This is a genomic window from Streptomyces sp. NPDC088194, from assembly GCF_040702025.1.
Classification (GTDB): Bacteria; Actinomycetota; Actinomycetes; order Streptomycetales; family Streptomycetaceae; genus Actinacidiphila.
The window spans coordinates 120,365-136,311 of record NZ_JBFBIV010000003.1; the positions used below are offsets into that span (position 1 = coordinate 120,365).

14 protein-coding genes are annotated in these 15,947 nt (G+C 72.6%); 3 read left to right on the top strand and 11 right to left on the bottom strand.

Annotation, left to right across the window (positions count from 1 at the left end; translation table 11 throughout):
* Window positions 1-125 precede the first annotated feature (125 nt).
* Complete coding sequence (locus tag AB0399_RS02270) at window positions 126-356, top strand: hypothetical protein (protein ID WP_103884849.1); 231 nt, start codon at window positions 126-128, stop codon at window positions 354-356.
* 225 nt (window positions 357-581) lie between these two features.
* On the opposite strand, the gene AB0399_RS02275 is transcribed toward AB0399_RS02270, so the two are convergent.
* From AB0399_RS02275 to AB0399_RS02305, 7 genes are all read right to left on the bottom strand, one after another.
* Window positions 582-1,418, bottom strand: coding sequence for a serine protease (locus tag AB0399_RS02275; protein ID WP_366409971.1), 837 nt, complete (start codon window positions 1,416-1,418; stop codon window positions 582-584).
* 137 nt (window positions 1,419-1,555) lie between these two features.
* Window positions 1,556-3,112 carry an RNA polymerase sigma factor gene (locus AB0399_RS02280; protein ID WP_329364001.1) on the bottom strand — a complete coding sequence of 519 codons (1,557 nt, stop codon included), beginning with the start codon at window positions 3,110-3,112 and terminating at the stop codon, window positions 1,556-1,558.
* 264 nt (window positions 3,113-3,376) lie between these two features.
* Complete coding sequence (locus AB0399_RS02285; RefSeq protein ID WP_366409972.1) at window positions 3,377-4,339, bottom strand: FadR/GntR family transcriptional regulator; 963 nt, start codon at window positions 4,337-4,339, stop codon at window positions 3,377-3,379.
* 51 nt (window positions 4,340-4,390) lie between these two features.
* Window positions 4,391-6,163 (bottom strand): ATP-binding cassette domain-containing protein, encoded by a 1,773-nt coding sequence (locus AB0399_RS02290; RefSeq protein WP_366409973.1) that lies wholly within the window; start codon window positions 6,161-6,163, stop codon window positions 4,391-4,393.
* 51 nt (window positions 6,164-6,214) lie between these two features.
* On the bottom strand, window positions 6,215-6,949 hold the full coding sequence (locus AB0399_RS02295) for an NUDIX hydrolase (RefSeq protein WP_328470254.1): 735 nt from the start codon (window positions 6,947-6,949) through the stop codon (window positions 6,215-6,217).
* Between the two features lie 201 nt (window positions 6,950-7,150).
* On the bottom strand, window positions 7,151-8,344 hold the full coding sequence (locus AB0399_RS02300) for a DUF4192 domain-containing protein (protein ID WP_366409974.1): 1,194 nt from the start codon (window positions 8,342-8,344) through the stop codon (window positions 7,151-7,153).
* 274 nt (window positions 8,345-8,618) lie between these two features.
* Window positions 8,619-10,778 (bottom strand): RecQ family ATP-dependent DNA helicase, encoded by a 2,160-nt coding sequence (locus AB0399_RS02305; RefSeq protein WP_366409975.1) that lies wholly within the window; start codon window positions 10,776-10,778, stop codon window positions 8,619-8,621.
* A 342-nt stretch (window positions 10,779-11,120) separates the two neighbouring features.
* Between AB0399_RS02305 and AB0399_RS02310 the strand changes: the two genes are divergently transcribed.
* Window positions 11,121-11,717 (top strand): hypothetical protein, encoded by a 597-nt coding sequence (locus tag AB0399_RS02310; protein ID WP_366409976.1) that lies wholly within the window; start codon window positions 11,121-11,123, stop codon window positions 11,715-11,717.
* Window positions 11,718-11,872: 155 nt separating this feature from the next.
* On the opposite strand, the gene AB0399_RS02315 is transcribed toward AB0399_RS02310, so the two are convergent.
* From AB0399_RS02315 to AB0399_RS02330, 4 genes are all read right to left on the bottom strand, one after another.
* Entirely contained in the window at window positions 11,873-12,529 is a 657-nt protein-coding gene (locus tag AB0399_RS02315; protein ID WP_329364013.1) for a hypothetical protein, read from the bottom strand.
* Window positions 12,530-12,583: 54 nt separating this feature from the next.
* A complete protein-coding gene (locus AB0399_RS02320) occupies window positions 12,584-13,270 on the bottom strand; it encodes a ribonuclease HII (RefSeq protein ID WP_329364015.1) in 687 nt (228 codons plus the stop codon).
* A 116-nt stretch (window positions 13,271-13,386) separates the two neighbouring features.
* Window positions 13,387-14,334, bottom strand: a complete 948-nt coding sequence (locus AB0399_RS02325; protein ID WP_366409977.1) for an ADP-ribosylglycohydrolase family protein — start codon at window positions 14,332-14,334, stop codon at window positions 13,387-13,389.
* A 150-nt stretch (window positions 14,335-14,484) separates the two neighbouring features.
* A complete protein-coding gene (locus AB0399_RS02330; protein WP_366409978.1) occupies window positions 14,485-15,294 on the bottom strand; it encodes a TetR family transcriptional regulator in 810 nt (269 codons plus the stop codon).
* Between the two features lie 125 nt (window positions 15,295-15,419).
* Between AB0399_RS02330 and AB0399_RS02335 the strand changes: the two genes are divergently transcribed.
* A complete protein-coding gene (locus AB0399_RS02335) occupies window positions 15,420-15,878 on the top strand; it encodes an anthrone oxygenase family protein (protein ID WP_366409979.1) in 459 nt (152 codons plus the stop codon).
* The last annotated feature ends 69 nt before the right edge of the window (window positions 15,879-15,947 follow it).

Sequence of the window (15,947 nt, forward strand, 5' to 3'; positions counted from 1 at the left end):
CGCCAATCGGTAACACCCGGTCACACCGAGGACGGTTCCGAGAAAAAGCCGTCAGCGGGAACGTTTTCGGCCTGGTTGGATGTTGACCCTGGTACGACAGCTCGTCGAGCTAGAGAAGAGGCGACGTGACTACTGTTCTGACCCCCGCGAGTCCGCTGACAGCGGGCGACCGCTGCGACCGTTGCGGCGCTCAGGCCTACCTGCGTGTCGTGCTCATCAGCGGCGGAGAGCTGCTCTTCTGCGCGCACCATGGCCGCAAGTTCGAGCCCGAACTGAAGAAGATCGCAGCCGAGATACAGGACGAGACCGGTCGGCTGAACGAGACCCCGGCGTCGACGGGAGACGACGAGCGCTGAGCCTTCAGACCAGCGACGAGTTCGGAGCCGCGGGCGGACGGACCCCTTGAGGGGGTGTCCGCCCGCGGGTTTTCCCGGGCCGCCGTCAGGTCCCAGACCCAGCCGGTACATCTCAGGCCGACCGGTACACCCCCGGACCCATCGGGCGTCCACCAGGGCCGTCGGTTCGCCGACGGTCCGTGTGGCGCGCCGCGACGGGCCATCGATTCCCTGCGCCGCGCTGCGTCACATGTGCTGTGCGATCAGCGCCTCCATCGCGGACACCCGCGTGTACACACCCGGGTAGTCCGCCATCGCGCAGCCGTTCCCCCATGACACCAGGCCGACCAGCCGGCCGGCGACGACCAGCGGACCGCCGCTGTCGCCCTGGCATGCGTCGTGCCCGCCCTGCTGCGCGCCCGCGCACATCATCGACGCGGGCACATAGCTGCCGACGCTACCGCCCGGGTACGCCTGCTCACACACCGAGTCGGCGAAGACCGTGACGTTCGCGGTACGCAGCGCGGACGCGTAGTCACCACTGCCGGTGGTGTCCCCCCAGCCGTAGACCTGGGCCTGGGTGCCCGGGCGGTAGGAATCCGTGTCCGAGGGTTCGGCCATCGGGATTGCCGCGCCGTCGGGCAGCGGCTCCGCCAGCGTGATCACCGCGACGTCGTTAGCGTTGGTGGTCTGGTCGAAGTCCGGGTTCACCCACACCTTGGAGAGCCGGAGCTCCTCGCCGCTGTCACTGGTCAGGTCGGTGCGGTCCGCGATGACCCTGAGATCCGGCAACTGCTGCCAGTCGGACACGCCCAGCGCCTCCTTGCCGAAGCAGTGCGCGGCGGTGACCACCGTGCGGGCCCCGACGGCCACGCCGCCGCAAAACTGGCCGGAACGGTCGTCGCCGAAGCGGGAGCGGCTGGACAGGGCCACCACCCAGGGCTCCTGCTGGGTCGTGGTCGGGGTACCGCCCACGACGACCTCATGGGCCGCTGCCGGGGTGGCGGGCAGCGCCAGCGGCACCACCAGAGCCGGCAGCAGCGCGACTATCGCCGCGATGACGGTACGGACACTGAAACGCATACGGCCTCCTGACCCTGTGAATCACTCTGCATACCCAGAGTCATCGACAGGTCAGGAGGCCGCATCCGCAGAGGCAACCGTCCCTGGACCGCCCCAGGCGCCGGTTCAGCGCCGGGGGCAGGCCGGGTCGGGGGGCGTCAGTCCAGGTAGTCCCGCAGGACCTGGGACCGCGACGGGTGGCGCAGCTTGGACATCGTCTTCGACTCGATCTGGCGGATGCGCTCGCGCGTCACTCCGTAGACCTTGCCGATCTCGTCCAGCGTCTTGGGCTGCCCGTCGGTGAGGCCGAAGCGCATGGAGACCACGCCCGCCTCGCGCTCCGACAGGGTGTCCAGGACCGAGTGGAGCTGCTCCTGGAGGAGGGTGAAGCTCACCGCGTCGGCGGGCACGACGGCCTCGGAGTCCTCGATCAGGTCACCGAACTCGCTGTCGCCGTCCTCGCCGAGCGGGGTGTGCAGCGAGATGGGCTCACGGCCGTACTTCTGGACCTCGATGACCTTCTCGGGGGTCATGTCGAGTTCCTTGGCCAGCTCCTCCGGGGTGGGCTCGCGGCCCAGGTCCTGGAGCATCTGGCGCTGGACGCGGGCCAGCTTGTTGATGACCTCGACCATGTGCACCGGGATACGGATGGTGCGGGCCTGGTCGGCCATGGCACGGGTGATCGCCTGACGAATCCACCAGGTCGCGTAGGTGGAGAACTTGAAGCCCTTGGTGTAGTCGAACTTCTCGACCGCACGGATCAGGCCGAGGTTGCCCTCCTGGATCAGGTCGAGGAAGAGCATGCCGCGGCCGGTGTAGCGCTTGGCCAGCGAGACCACGAGGCGGAGGTTGGCCTCCAGCAGGTGGTTCTTCGCCCAGCGACCGTCCTCGGCGATGATCTCCAGCTCGCGCTTGAGCTTGGGCGCGAGCTTGTCGGCCGCCGCGAGCTTGTCCTCGGCGAACAGACCGGCCTCGATCCGCTTGGCGAGCTCGACCTCCTGCTCGGCGTTGAGCAGCGGGACCTTGCCGATCTGCTTCAGGTAGTCCTTGACCGGGTCGGCGGTGGCGCCGGCGACGGCGACCTGCTGGGCAGGCGCGTCGTCCTCGTCGTCGTCGGAGAGCACGAAGCTCTCGGACTCCGGCTTCTCGGCATCCTCTTCGCCGCCCTTGCCGGGCGCGGCGTCCTCGATCGACTCGTCCGTCTCGGCGTCGTCGCCCGAGGACTTCTTCGTCGTCGCCTTCTTCGCCGGGGCCTTCTTGGCAGCCGTCTTCTTGGCCGCGGTCTTCTTCGCGGGCGCCTTCTTGGCTGGGTTCTCCGCCTCCACCGATGGCTCCACCGTGGTCTCGGCCTCGGTCACCGCCTCCGGGGCGGGGGCCTTGGGCGCTACGGTCTTCTTGGCTGGGGCCGCCGTCTTGGTGGCGACCGTCTTGGTGGCAGTACGTTTCGCCGGGCTCTTGGCTGCGACGCTCTTACGGGTGCGCTTGGGCGCCTCTGCGGCGGTCACCATCAGCGTCACACCCTCCTCGTCGAGGACCTGGTTGAGGCTGCGCAGAACGTTCTTCCACTGGGTTGCCGGAATCTGGTCCGCTTCGAACGCCCGACGCACATCGTCGCCGGCGATCTGGCCCTGGGCCTTACCCTGCTCGATGAGCGCCATCAGAGACTCGGATTCGGCGATCTCGGACGGGAGCGTACGGGATGTGCTGGCCGACACGAACAACCTCTCGGAACGATGGGAACGACTGAGTGGTACCGCACAGCGACTCGGCATCAGTCCTGACGCCGAATATTCGGTTGAACATTGCGTGTGCGGCGGCCACCTCTTAAGTCATCGCACTGCCTCGCCAAGCGTTACGCCAAGCTTACGTGGCCCGAGTCACACCCCATAACGTACTGATACATACCAGAACCGGGCATCTCGCACACATGGGGCCGCCGCCGACCCCCGGATCGGGGTCCGCGGCGGCTCCCGGGGCGATCAGTTCTTCTCGCGGGGCGCCGGGACCACGTGGTCGGCGGCGGGCGCCGCTGCCGGCTCGGACGGCGCGGCCAGCAGCTGGCGCATGGCCGCCTCGGCGGTGCCGCCGTCACCTTCGGCCAGCGCCTCCACGATCCGGTGGTGCAGGCCGACCGAGGTGTCCCCCGGACGCTCGCAGCCGGTGGCCAGGCCGCCGGAGACGTGCAGGGCGGCCGACACGATGCCGGACAGGTGCTCCAGCATCCGGTTGCCCGCGACCTGGAGCACCAGGGTGTGGAACTCGGCGTCCGCCCGGCTGAAGGTGAGCGAGTCGCCCTGGGCGCTGGCGTGGGCCATGATCTCGGCCATGTCCGCCAGCCGCTGCTGGACGTCCTCGCGGCCGTGGCCGGCCGCCAGCCGGGCGGCGACCGGCTCGATGGTCGCGCGCAGTTCGAGCAGTTCGCGGCGCTGGTCGTCGCGCTGCGGACCGAAGGCGCGCCACTCGATGATGTCGGGGTCGAGCAGGTTCCAGTCACTGACCGGGCGGACCCGGGTGCCGACGTTCGGCCGGGCGCTGACGAGGCCCTTGGCCTCGAGCACGCGCAGGGACTCGCGCACCACGGTGCGGGAGACCTCGAAGCGCTGGCCGATCTCCTCGGGGACCAGCGGGCGATCGGCGCCCAGGTCGCCCGAGACGATCATCTGACCGAGCTGCTGGACGAGTTGGCCGTGCAGACCACGGCCGCGGCTGCCTCCGGCGCGGCGGCCGACCCGGCTCATGTCAGGTTCCACGCCTTCCCAGGCGTGGAGCCCGGGGCGTTCGGTGCCGGGGGCATCGGTGTACGGATAGCGATCGAGCTCGCCCGAACCGGCGATACCGGAGTCGGCGGAACGGGCCGCGGTCATCATGGAATGCGCAAGGGTACTCACGCATCCTTTGTCGGCGATGCCGAACCCGGCCTTGAGGGCTTTGCTGAAAAGCACACGAAAGGGTGAGCACTCATCACCTGATAATTGACGTTTTTTCTGGAGGATTCACCCATCCTCGCCAGGGAGCGGCGCACTTGCTCCGGTGGACACGGCAGTTGACCGCCGCTCCTGCCGCCGCCCGCGCAACGCGCTTGCCGTGAAAGCGCCGACCAGCACGGTGAGTGACAACGCCAGCCCCAGGAAAAGGGGTTGGCCGACGAAGCGCAGCGCGCCGCTCACGCCCCCGCCACCCTGGGACACGCCGCTCACCACCGACCACAACGCCTCGCCGGCGTCACCGAGTTCCCTTGCCTGCGGCCCACCGAGCAGCGCACGCACGGCTGGTACGGCGAGCAGCGGCACCGCGAGCACCGCGGACACTCCGAGCGCGGTGGTGCGGAAGACCGCCGCCGCCAGCACCCCGGCCCAGCAGCACCCGACCGCGAGCGCGGCGCAGCCGGCCAGCGCGGCGGGGTGGGCGAGCGGGTCCGGTGCATGACCGCGGGGGACGAGCAGCCTGAGGGTGGCGACGTCGACGGCGGTGGCCGCCGCGGCGAGCAGCAACGCCGTCACCGCACCGACCACGAGTTTGGCGCCGAGCAGGCGGGGGCTGCGGGGCTCGGGGCCATGGCCTGGCCCGAGTGCCGGGTAGCGGAACTCCTGGCCGTAGCTGAGCGCGCCGAGCAGTCCGGCCCCGATCGCCGCCGCGGGCAGCGGTAGTTCAGGCGCCCAGCCCGACAGCATGTGCAGGGCCGAGCTGTGCGCCACTCCGGTCCGGGCGATCAGCACCGCGCCGAGCGCCGAGCACAGCAGCGCGCCGAACACCGCGGGCCAGGGCGTGCGCACGCCGAAGGCGCGACGAGCCTCGTACCCGATCGGGCGGACCGGGCCAGGACGGCGCCCGATGCGTCGCGACCGCCGGGCCTCGGTCCGCTGCCGCGGCACGGCCGCCTCCTCCGGATCGGCCTCGGCCCGGTCCCGGTCGAGCCGGTCGGCACTGGTGTCGGCCAGCTCGTGCAGCAGGATGCCGTGCCGGTAGGCGGTCTCCCCCACCACCGCGGACGTCGTGCCGTACACCGCGATACGACTGCCGCTCGCGGCGACCACCTCGGCGCCGTCGTCGCTGAGCAGTTCGGCCAGCCGTTGGGCGTAGGGCGACCGCACCGCCACGTAAGGACGCAGCCGGCTGCGCGCGAACTGCGCCGCGGCCTCGTCGGCCACCAGCCGGCCGCCGTCCAGCGCGAGCACGCGGTCGGACGTACGGGCCAGCGCGCCGGCGTCCCGGCCGGCGAGCAGGACGGCGCCGCCTTCCGCCGCGTGCCGGCGCACCAGTTCATGGACCCAGGCGGCCTCGCGCGGCAGCAGACCGTGGGCGGGGTCGTCCAGGATCAGGGCGCGCGGACGGGTGAGCAACGCGACGGCGAAGCCCAGCCGGCGGTCCATGCCGAGCGAGTGCGTGTCGAGCCGCTCGTGCGCCACCGCGTCCAGGCCGACCGCCTCGAGGACCTCGTCGGCGCGCGCGAGCGGCAGTCCGTAGGCGGAGCAGAGCATGCGCAGGTGGCCACGGGCACTGCGGCGGGGGTGCCCGGGGACGTCGCCGAGCACGGCACCGATCTCGTGGGCGGGGCGGGCCAGTTCGTGCAGCGGGCGACCGTCGACGAGGGTGGCGCCGCGGCCCGGCTGCACCCCCAGCAGCAGGCGCAGCGCGGTGGACTTGCCCGAGCCGGCCGGTCCGAGCAGGCCGGTCACCTCGCCCTCCCGCACCTCGAAGGTCAGGTCGGCGACGGCAGGCGGGGTGTTGCGACGGGACAAGCTGGTCAGTCCGATGGCCTGGATCACTCCAACACCATAGCGCTGAAATACCCAATAAAACGGACAAAAGCCCCGAAATTACACCTCTGGTCGGAGCATCGGCGGATTGAGCAGCGCCGCACCCCCGGCCCTGAACAACTGTGCCGGGCGCCCGCCCTGACGGGTCGTCGTGCCTCCGGTCGGCACGAGGAAGCCGACCGTCCCGGTCACCTTGCGATGGAAGTTGCGCGGGTCGAGCGCCACCCCCCACACCGCTTCGTACACCCGCCGCAGCTCCCCGACGGTGAACTCGGGAGGGCAGAAGGCCGTGGCCAGCGAGGAGTACTCGATCTTCGACCGGGCCCGCTCGACCCCGTCGGCGAGGATGCGCCCGTGGTCGAAGGCGAGCGGGGCCGCGTCGCCCGGGTGGTCCTGGCCGTTCTCCGCCAGCAGCGTGCCGACCGGTGCCCACCGGGCACTGCGCGCATCGCCGCCGGCGCGAGGCGCCGGCAGGTCCGGCGCGAGCACGAGGTGCGCCACGCTGACCACCCTCATCCTCGGGTCGCGCTGCGGATCGCCATAGGTGGCGAGCTGTTCCAGATGGGCGCCGTTCTGGGCGCGCAGCCCCGTCTCCTCGGCCAACTCGCGGGCCGCCGCCTGCGAGAGGTCCTCGTCGTCGCGGACGAAACCACCAGGCAGCGCCCACCGGCCCTGGAACGGAGGCTCGCCCCTGCGCACCGAGAGCGCGCACAGCGCGTGATGTCGCACCGTGAGCACCACCAGGTCGACGGTGACGGCGAAGGGCGGGAAGGCCGACGGGTCGTAGGGCGACATGACGCGATCTTAGTCGTCTCCCTGACGATAAACAGCCCGATCGACTCTCTTGACGATCAGGTGGTGTCAATTCCCAGCCACCGCCCCTGGCATCCCACTTTCCCCGACCGCCACACGCACCGCCCCGCGGGAGCCCTCATGCGCGCCCCTCGGCGTCCACCTGTCCCGTGCGCCGGAGCGGTACGCGGGTCATGAGGGCGGTCACCGGCGGGTCCGGGCACGGCGGTCCCTCGGCGCGCGAGGGTCGGGACCTCGGCCCGCAGCGCCGGTCGGCCCGCGGCGGGTGGCGGCCCTGCCGAGCACACGCTTGCGCCGTTCCTGGCGCAGGGTGCGCCGCAGCAGCTCAGGGTCCAAGCCCTCGTTGACGGAGGTGTGCAACAGCCGGGCGAACGTGTAGTTCGGATCGAGGTCGAGCGCCATCCGCAGGGCGACGCGGGCCTCGGCCTCGTCCCCCGTCGACCATGCGACCCAACCGGTGAGGGTGAGCGGCGCGACCGCGTGCTCCTGATACGGCCCGACGCAACGGCGAGCCAGCGCCCGCCACAACCGGACGGCCGCGTCCGCCTGCCCGGGCTCCGCCCACTCCGCTGCGCGGTCGCGGGCGGCCTTGTCCTGGAGGCCGAGGATCACGGTGGCCGCCTCGTCGTCGGCCAGCAGCGCGTCGTCCTGCTCGTCGGACCTGACCGCGTCATCGAGCCGCGGCACGGCCCGGAGCCGCTCCAGCGCCGCGCGGGCCAGCCCGAGTGTGCGGCGACGCGTCTCCTCGACGCGGTTGTCGGCCAGCATCCGCGGCAGCACCTCGGCGCAGGCGATGTCCAGCGCGATCTCCCGCTGGTGGTCGCGGACCGCCGCCGGCCTGAGCCGGGCCTCGATGTCCCGCAGCGAGCCGGGAGTCGGAAGCCCCGCGTATGCGGCAGTGGCGGCCATGGCGGTGCTGCCTGGCGGCGGAAGAGCGGTGCCCTCGGCCGGTGACGGTGCGCGGTCCGGCAGGCAGTAGGACCACCAGCGCCCGGCCGACACGCACAGCGCCTCCACCACCGGCACGTCCAACTCCCCGCAGGCGACCCGCAGTCGCTGGGCGAGAGGCCGCAGCCGCTCCATCACGTCCGACGGCCGCTCGCCCTCGGACGGGTCCTGGCAGAGGAAGACCACGACCGCGTCGGGATGTCCGCCGCGGCGGGTGCTGTTCCGCACCAGGCACTCGGCGAGATGGCCGGCGGTGACCGACCAGTCCGCCGGATTCTCCGGCAGGCTCACCCGCAGCCTCCCGCCGAAGCGGCCGTGCTCCCCGTGCAGTGCCACGAGGACCAGGCTGTCCGTCGGTTGGAAGCCGAGCAGATAGGGCAGCGCGTCCGCGAGCTCGCCCGGGCCGCGCAGCGTGACCTTGACCTCCATCGGCCCATCCGATGACTGTCCGTGCTGAATTTCGTCGCTCTGTGTCATGACTCGACGATGACGCATGGAACGGCTCTCCCGCGGGAGATCACCCGTTCGGCTGTGGACAACGCAGGCAGGACCCGACGCACCCACGACCGGACACGTACCAGGCCCAACGCCCGGCCCTCAGGGCTCAACCCCCAGCACTCATCCCGAACACCCGGCACCCGGCACCCGGCCCAGCCCCAGCCCCAGCCCCAGCCCCAGCCCCAGCCCCAGCCCCAGCCCCAGGTCAGCCTGCCGCAGCGAGGACCAACGGAAGCACCTCACCGCTGCCCGCCTGGCGCAGCAAGCGCGCAGCGACCGCGAGGGTCCACCCGGAGTCGGTGGAGTCGTCCACCAGCAGAACGGCCCCCGGAGCGCTCGCCAGGGCAGCGGCCAGCTCCTCGGAGACGGTGAACGCGCCGGACAGCGCCCGCAACCGCTGGGCGGAGTTGCTGCGACGTGCCGCGTGCGCCCCGCTCGCCCCGGTGTACGTCAGGCTGCCCAGGAAGGGGAGGCGGCCGACGTTCGCGATCCCCTCGGCAAGGGAGCCGACCAGTTGCGGGCGGGCCAGCGACGGGACGGCGACGACCCCGACCGGCCGGGCGGAAGCGTCCGGGGCGTCCGTCGCCCAGCCGCCGGGAGAGCGGGCCCAGTCGGCGAGGACGGCCACGGCGGCCCGCAGGACCTCGTCGGGCACGGGTCCGTCGGGCGCGTCCTCGGCCAGCAACGGCCGCAGCCGGTTGCCCCAGCCGATGTCCGACAGCCTGCCCAGCGCGCGCCCGGCCGAGCACTGCTCCTTGGCCGGAATGCGCCCCTTGAGGTCGATGCCGAGCGCGGCCATCCCCGTCGGCCACATCCGGCGGGGTTCGATCTCCACCCCGGGACGGTCCAGTTCCTTCGCCGCCCCCGTCAACGCCCCGGCCGAGACCGAGGAATCGACCCACGCCCCCGCGCAGTTGTCGCAACGGCCGCAAGGGACCGCCCCTTCGTCGTCCAGCTGCCGGCGCAGGAACTCCATCCGGCACCGGGGCGTGCTCACGTAGTCGCGCATGGCCTGCTGCTCGGCCGAACGCTGCCGGGCCACCCACGCGTAGCGCTCCTCGTCGTACGCCCACTCCGCGCCCGTCGCCGCCCAGCCGCCCTTCACCCGCTTGACCGCGCCGTCGACGTCCAGCACCTTCAGCATCGTCTCCAGCCGGCCGCGCCGGAGGTCCACCGCGGCTTCCAGGGCCGGCACGGACAGCGGACGCCCCGCCTCGGCGAGGGCCGCGAGGGTCTGCCGGACCTGCGCCTCCGGCGGGAAGGCGGTGTCGGCGAAGTAGCGCCAGATGGCTTCGTCCTCCCTGCCGGGCAGCAGCAGCACGTCGGCGTGCGCCACCCCGCGCCCCGCACGGCCCACCTGCTGGTAGTAGGCGATCGGCGAGGAGGGCGAGCCGAGGTGGACCACGAAACCCAGGTCGGGTTTGTCGTAGCCCATGCCCAGCGCCGATGTCGCGACCAGGGCCTTGACCCGGTTCTCCTGCAGGTCGACCTCGGCCTGCAAGCGTTCGGCGTTCTCCGTCTTCCCGGTGTACGAGGCCACCTCGAAGCCCCGCTGCCGCAGGAACGCGGTGGCCTCCTCGGCCGCGGCCACGGTGAGCGTGTAGATGATTCCCGAGCCCGGCAGTTCGTCCAGGTGCTCGGCGAGCCAGGCCAGCCGGTGCGCGGCGTCCGGCAGCCGGACGACGCCCAGCCGCAGGCTCTCGCGTTCGAGCGTGCCCCGGAGCACCAGCGCCTCACCGCCTCCGGTACCCAACTGCTCGGCCACGTCCGCGGTCACGCGCGCGTTGGCGGTCGCGGTGGTCGCCAGTACCGGCACGCCCGCCGGCAGCTCGGCGAGCATGGCCCGCAACCGGCGGTAGTCGGGGCGGAAGTCGTGGCCCCAGTCGGAGATGCAGTGCGCCTCGTCGACCACCAGCAGACCGGTCGTGGCCGCGAGCTTGGGCAGCACCTGATCACGGAAGTCGACCGAATTGAGCCGCTCGGGACTCACCAGGAGGACGTCCGTCTCCCCGCGCTCGACCTCTGCGTAGATCGTCTCCCACTCCTCCGGGTTGGCCGAGTTGATGGTCCGCGCCTGGATGCCGGCGCGCGCGGCCGCCTCGACCTGGTTGCGCATCAGCGCCAGCAGCGGCGAGATGATCACCGTGGGGCCGGACCCGCGCCGGCGCAGCAGCGCCGTGGCGACGAAGTACACCGCCGACTTGCCCCAGCCGGTGCGCTGCACCACCAGCGCACGCCGGCGCTCCTCCACCAGCGCCGCCACCGCCTGCCACTGGTCCTCCCGCAGCCGCGCCGAACCCTCCGGGCCGCCCACCAGCTCGGCAAGGATCGCATCGGCTTCCGCACGCAGCTCCTGGTTGCTCATGTCCCCATGCAACCCCACAACACCGACAACGTCCCAATCCCACGCCCCGGCGACGCGCTCCGGCCCCGACCGGCCCGCGGCCCCCCGACAGCGGGAGAGCGCCGCCGCGCACCGGGGCCGCCGCCGCGTTCGCGCTGGTCCCGGCGGGTGCCGGACCGGGTCGCTCGGCCGGATGGGATCTATCCGGCGGACACTGCCATACCGGTCGTTGCCACCAATTGCCCGTTGCCGCATGGCAGTACGAGAGGAAGAATTGGCGGTGGATTCCCGATCGGCTCTCCGAGCCCCTTGACCGGCGTGCGCCCGCGCCCGGTCTACGGGTGCATCCGTGAAGGGAGGACCGTGACCATCGGGTTCGTTCCTGAGACCTCGTCCGCCGGTTCCCCCCGGGTGTCGCGCAGCGTCGAGCCGGCCGAGTGGGCCGGCAGCGGAGTGCCGATGCTGGCCAGCCCGCGCGACGTCATCAAGGACCTGCACGCCAGGCATCTGCCCACGCCGGCGACCGCCGTGGTCGCGGTCTACGACCCGGACGGACGGATCAGGGCCAGTGCCTCGTTCACCGGTCGCGGCGGAGTCCTGGACGGCTGGGAACGCCGCAACGCCCTGCTCTCCCATCTGCGCCGGGTCATCCCCCATGACCTGCGGCTGCGCCACCCGGTGCGGGTCGCGGTCCTCATGGTCTGCCGGGACGGCGGTCCGGAGTGGACCGCGGAGGACGGTGCCTGGATGTGGGGCCTGCGCGACGCCTGCACGCTGCACGGGCTGCGCTGCGGGTCCTACGTCACCCTCACCGACGACGGGTGGAACGTCATCGGCGAAAGCCGCGCCGGCCGTACGCCCAACGCCCGCTCGGCGACTGTGCTGCGGACGAACCCGCCGGCGCACGCCCCGCTTCCGAACGGGTCGCCGCTGGCCGGGCGCCAGGCCGCCGTGCGCTGACCGCCCGCCGGGCGAACGCCTTCGCGGCACAAGCCCGGGTGACCGCCTTCGCGGCGAACCCGCGCGTTCACCGGCGGCCGCGTCGCGGCAGCGCGGCGGCCAGGCCCGGCGGCCGGATGTCCGGCCGCCGTGCCGCGAACCGCCCAGGCCCTCGGTCAGGCGGTGGCGCCGAGCAACCCGTTGGTCCGGGCCGGGTCGCCGCACACGATCAGCAGCACACCGGCGCGGGCCAGCGCCTCCGCCAGCGCGCGCGACATCCCCTCGTCGTCACCGCCGTTGAGCGCGACGACCACGACCGGGCGGCCGGTGGCACGGGTGGCGCGGATGTCGGCGTAGAACACGTCGTCGGCCGCGTCGTGCTGGGCCCAGTAGGACGCCTCGCCGAAGGACAGCTCGTGGGCGGCCCAGGGATGCTGCTCGCCGGCGGTCAGCACCAGGATCTCGCCGGGGGCACGGCCGGTGTCCAGCAGCAGGTCAACCGTTTCGTCGGCCGCGTCGATCGCGCCTGCCTCCGGAGCGGGGATGAGCTGGATCTGGGCGGACGTGCCGTCGGTGGAACGCTGCGCGGGCACGGCGGCGGGCGGCGCGGCCGGAGCCGCTGGTCCGGCCTTGCCCGCGGGCCGGTTGGGACCGGGACGGCCGGGACCGACGCCCGCGGCGGCTGCTTCCCTCGACGGCGCGGGGCGCGGTGCCGCAGGTCGCGGCGGGCCGGGGACTGGACGGGGGGTCGACGCATTCCGGCCGGCGGCCGGAGCAGTGCGGGGACCCGGGACGCTCTCGTGAATCTGAGGCTCCTCGGGGGTGAGAGGCATGAGTTGATGTCTATCAAACGAGCTGTGAATGCGCAGCGGGGGGTGGCTCCCCAATCAGAAATCGAAACCGAGTTGTTCCCCTGTGTCTGCGTCGTCCCGCACCTTCTTGAGGTGCTGCCACCGCGGCATCGCGTCCAGATACGACCAGGACAGCCGGTGCTGCGCGGTCGGACCGAGTTCCTCGAGTGCCGCACGGTGCACGGGTGACGGATACCCGGCGTTGTCCCCGAAGGCGAACGGGGCGTATTCCGCGCCGAGTTCGGCCATCGCGGCATCGCGCCGCACCTTGGCGATCACGGACGCGGCGGCCACCGCGACACATGACTGGTCGCCCTTGATGACCGTCCGCACCTGCCAGGGCCCGCCCAGGTAGTTGTGCTTGCCGTCCAGGATGACCGCGTCCGGCCGCTCGGGCAGCGCCTCCAGGGCGCGTCCCGCCGCCAGCCGCAGGGCCGCCGTCATGCCGAGGCTGTCGATCTCCTCGGGCGAGGCGTGGCCGAGCGCGTAGGACGTCACCCAGTCGGCGAGGAGAGCGGCCATTTTGGTCCGCCGCTTGGGAGTGATCAGTTTGGAGTCGGTCAGGCCCTCCGGCGGGCGGCGCAGTCCGGTGACCGCCGCGCACACCGTGACCGGCCCGGCCCACGCGCCACGCCCCACCTCGTCCACACCAGCGACGGTGCGTACGCCGAGGGTGGCGCGCATCGAACGCTCGACGGTGTGGGTGGGCGGTACGTACGGCATGACGCACTCAGCCTACCTCTCGGCAACGGCCCGCCTGTAGAGGGGTGATCGGCGGCACCGGGCGGCACGAACGGACGGCACGTGCCCGCCGGTTGGAGGCAGCACGCGCGTTGCGATCAGGCCACTGCGGCCCACTCCGGCAGCGGTTCGGTCCGCCGTGTCCAGGTGGCGGGCGGTTCGCCGCCGGGGCGGGCGGCGATGATGCCGCCGACGATCGCGCAGTTGGTGTCCACGTCGCCGCCGGCCCGCGCGGTGGTCCAGAACGCCCGCTCGTAGTCGTCCAGGTGGCGTGCGGCGGCCCACAGGGTGAAGGGCACCGTGTCGTGGGCGCTGGTGCGTCGGCCGCAGCCGAGCACCGCTGCGACGGTCGCCACGTCGGCGTAGTCCAGCATGTCGCGGGCCCGTCGGATGCCGGCGTGCACGGCGCTGCGCGGCACCAGGTCCAGCACCGTGCCCAGGAGCGCGTCCGGGTCGCCGGGCCCCGCGGGGTCGGCGGCGAGCGCGGCAGCGGCGGCGACCGCCATCGCGCCGGCCACGGCCTCCCGGTGCTGGTGGGTGGTGTAGGCGGAGATCTCGGCCTGGTGGGTGGCCTGCTCGGGGTCGCCCGCGTACCAGGCGCCCAGCGGCGCGATCCGCATCGCCGCCCCGTTGCCCCACGAGCCCTGCCCGTTGAACAGCCCGGCGGCGAGTTCGCGCCAGTCGGCGCCCTCCTGGCGGACCAGCCGCAGCATCCGGTTCACGGCGGGGCCGTAGCCGCGGTCGAAGTCATGGTGCTCCGCGAAGGACCACGCGAGCGCGTCCTGGTCGATCCGGCCGTGCGACGTGAGCACCGCCAGGACCGAACACGCCATCTCCGTGTCGTCCGTCCACGCCCACGGCCCCGGCGGCAGCTCGCCGCTCTGGAGGGCGGGGTAGTTGGCCGGCACGAAGAACTGCGACCCGAGTGCGTCGCCGACCGCCAGCCCGCGCAGGCTGGCCGTGGCACGCGCCAGGCGGCCGGAGTCAGGGGTCGGGGCGGCGGCGGAATCGGCCCGGCCGGGACCAGGGGCAGGCTCGGGAATCATGGCGTCGGAACCTTCGCTTTCATCTGACGCATCGTACTGACCGCCCGGCCAGGCGCCAGGGGATCGTACGGGGCGGCGCCCGTCGACGGGCGGACGTACGGCGGGCTGGCGGCGGGCAGGGCCGCGGCTCGTGGCGGCGCGGCACGCGACCTAAGCAGGGCCGTCGGCAGGCTCCGTACGGGGCTGCTCGTCGGTCGGCCGCGGGTCGATCGGGCGCGGGTCTGCCGTCCGCGGGTCTGTCGTCCGCGCGTCGGGAGTCCGCGGGAATCCGGCCAGCCCGGCGTCGAGGAGCCGGGCGGCGCGGCGAACGTCGGCGGTGACCGCCGCCCTGATCGACTCTGGCGTGAGGGTGGCGTCCATGTGCGTACGCAGCGCGCGATGCTGGACCTGCCACAGGCCGAGGAGGGCGGTCGCGGCGATCCACGGCTCCGGGTCGTCCCGACCGGCGCCGGCGCGTGCTGCCAGCGTCCGGGCGGCCGCGGCGATCAACTGGTCGGTCATGTCCCGCTGATGGGCACGCAGTGCCGGCGTGGCCCGGATCAGGGCGCCGAACCGCCCCATCGCGGCGACGGCCCCCGCCGGGTCGTCCTGCGTGTCCAACCAGGCCGTCATGGCTCCGAGTTCGTCGGCCAGGATGCGCAGCATCGCTTCGACCACCGGGACGCCCGGGTCGGCGAGGCCGGAGCGCAGCGCGGCCATCGTGGCATCCGGCAGGTCCAGGACCAGCGACTCCTTGGTCGGGAAGTAGTTGAAGACCGTCTTCTCGGACACTCCGCACGCATCGGCGATCTCCGAGACGCGCACCGCGTCGAAGCCCCGCTCGACGAACATCTCGGTCGCCACATCCGAGAGCCGCTGCCGCATCAACCGCTTCTTGCGCTCGCGCAGACCCTCGGTACCGGCGGCATCCACCTGCCGCGACGCGCGCAGCGCCGCCCAGTCCACCGTTCGCGCACTCATGACGGCAGGATAGTCCGGCGTCCAGAATTTTTCTGTTACTGTATTTTTCTAGTCGCAGTAAATATGCTCCGCAGCCCGACCCGCTTTCCGGGTGCCGGGGCGGAAGGGAAGTCGAGAGGAGCCCCGTGAACGTCGTCGCGTTCGTCAGCCTTTTCTTCGCCGGCCTGCTGGCCGGAGCCGAGTACGCGGTCCGCTGCGGGGTGCGGCGGCCGCTCGCCGTGCTGGCCGACCAGCAGCACATCGAGCTCCGGCAGGCGCTCATCCGGAGCCTGCGCATCGCGGTTCCCGCCGTCTACGTCCCGACGCTCGCGACCGCCATGGCCGCCACCGTGGGGAACGCCGGAGGCCGCGGCTTCGGCTTCCAGTGCGCGGGAATGGCCGCCCTCCTCCTCTGGACGGTGACCACCTTCGCCGGAACCGTGCCGATCAACGCGGCTGTCCTCGCATGGCGCGCCGGCGCACCGCCGCACGGCTGGCAGGCGGCGATCCGCCGCTGGGAGCGGCTGGACACCGTACGGACCTGGGCGGCCGCCGCGGCGTTCGCGTGCTTCCTGGGCGGAGCGGCGCGGCTGGCCTCCGGGTGAGGTCGCGGCGAACGGGGACGGGGCGCGGTCACGGCACCAGGCATGGGCGCGGGAGAGGTCGGCCGGGTT

What these genes read in the sequence shown, in the direction of transcription:
- AB0399_RS02305 (WP_366409975.1), bottom strand. Translation starts at nt 10,778, where the DNA reads ATGAGCAACCAGGAGCTGCGTGCGGAAGCCGATGCGATCCTTGCCGAG.
- AB0399_RS02330 (WP_366409978.1), bottom strand. Translation starts at nt 15,294, where the DNA reads ATGAGTGCGCGAACGGTGGACTGGGCGGCGCTGCGCGCGTCGCGGCAG.
- AB0399_RS02275 (WP_366409971.1), bottom strand. Translation starts at nt 1,418, where the DNA reads ATGCGTTTCAGTGTCCGTACCGTCATCGCGGCGATAGTCGCGCTGCTG.
- AB0399_RS02320 (WP_329364015.1), bottom strand. Translation starts at nt 13,270, where the DNA reads ATGCCGTACGTACCGCCCACCCACACCGTCGAGCGTTCGATGCGCGCC.
- AB0399_RS02325 (WP_366409977.1), bottom strand. Translation starts at nt 14,334, where the DNA reads ATGATTCCCGAGCCTGCCCCTGGTCCCGGCCGGGCCGATTCCGCCGCC.
- AB0399_RS02315 (WP_329364013.1), bottom strand. Translation starts at nt 12,529, where the DNA reads ATGCCTCTCACCCCCGAGGAGCCTCAGATTCACGAGAGCGTCCCGGGT.
- AB0399_RS02295 (WP_328470254.1), bottom strand. Translation starts at nt 6,949, where the DNA reads ATGTCGCCCTACGACCCGTCGGCCTTCCCGCCCTTCGCCGTCACCGTC.
- AB0399_RS02300 (WP_366409974.1), bottom strand. Translation starts at nt 8,344, where the DNA reads ATGGAGGTCAAGGTCACGCTGCGCGGCCCGGGCGAGCTCGCGGACGCG.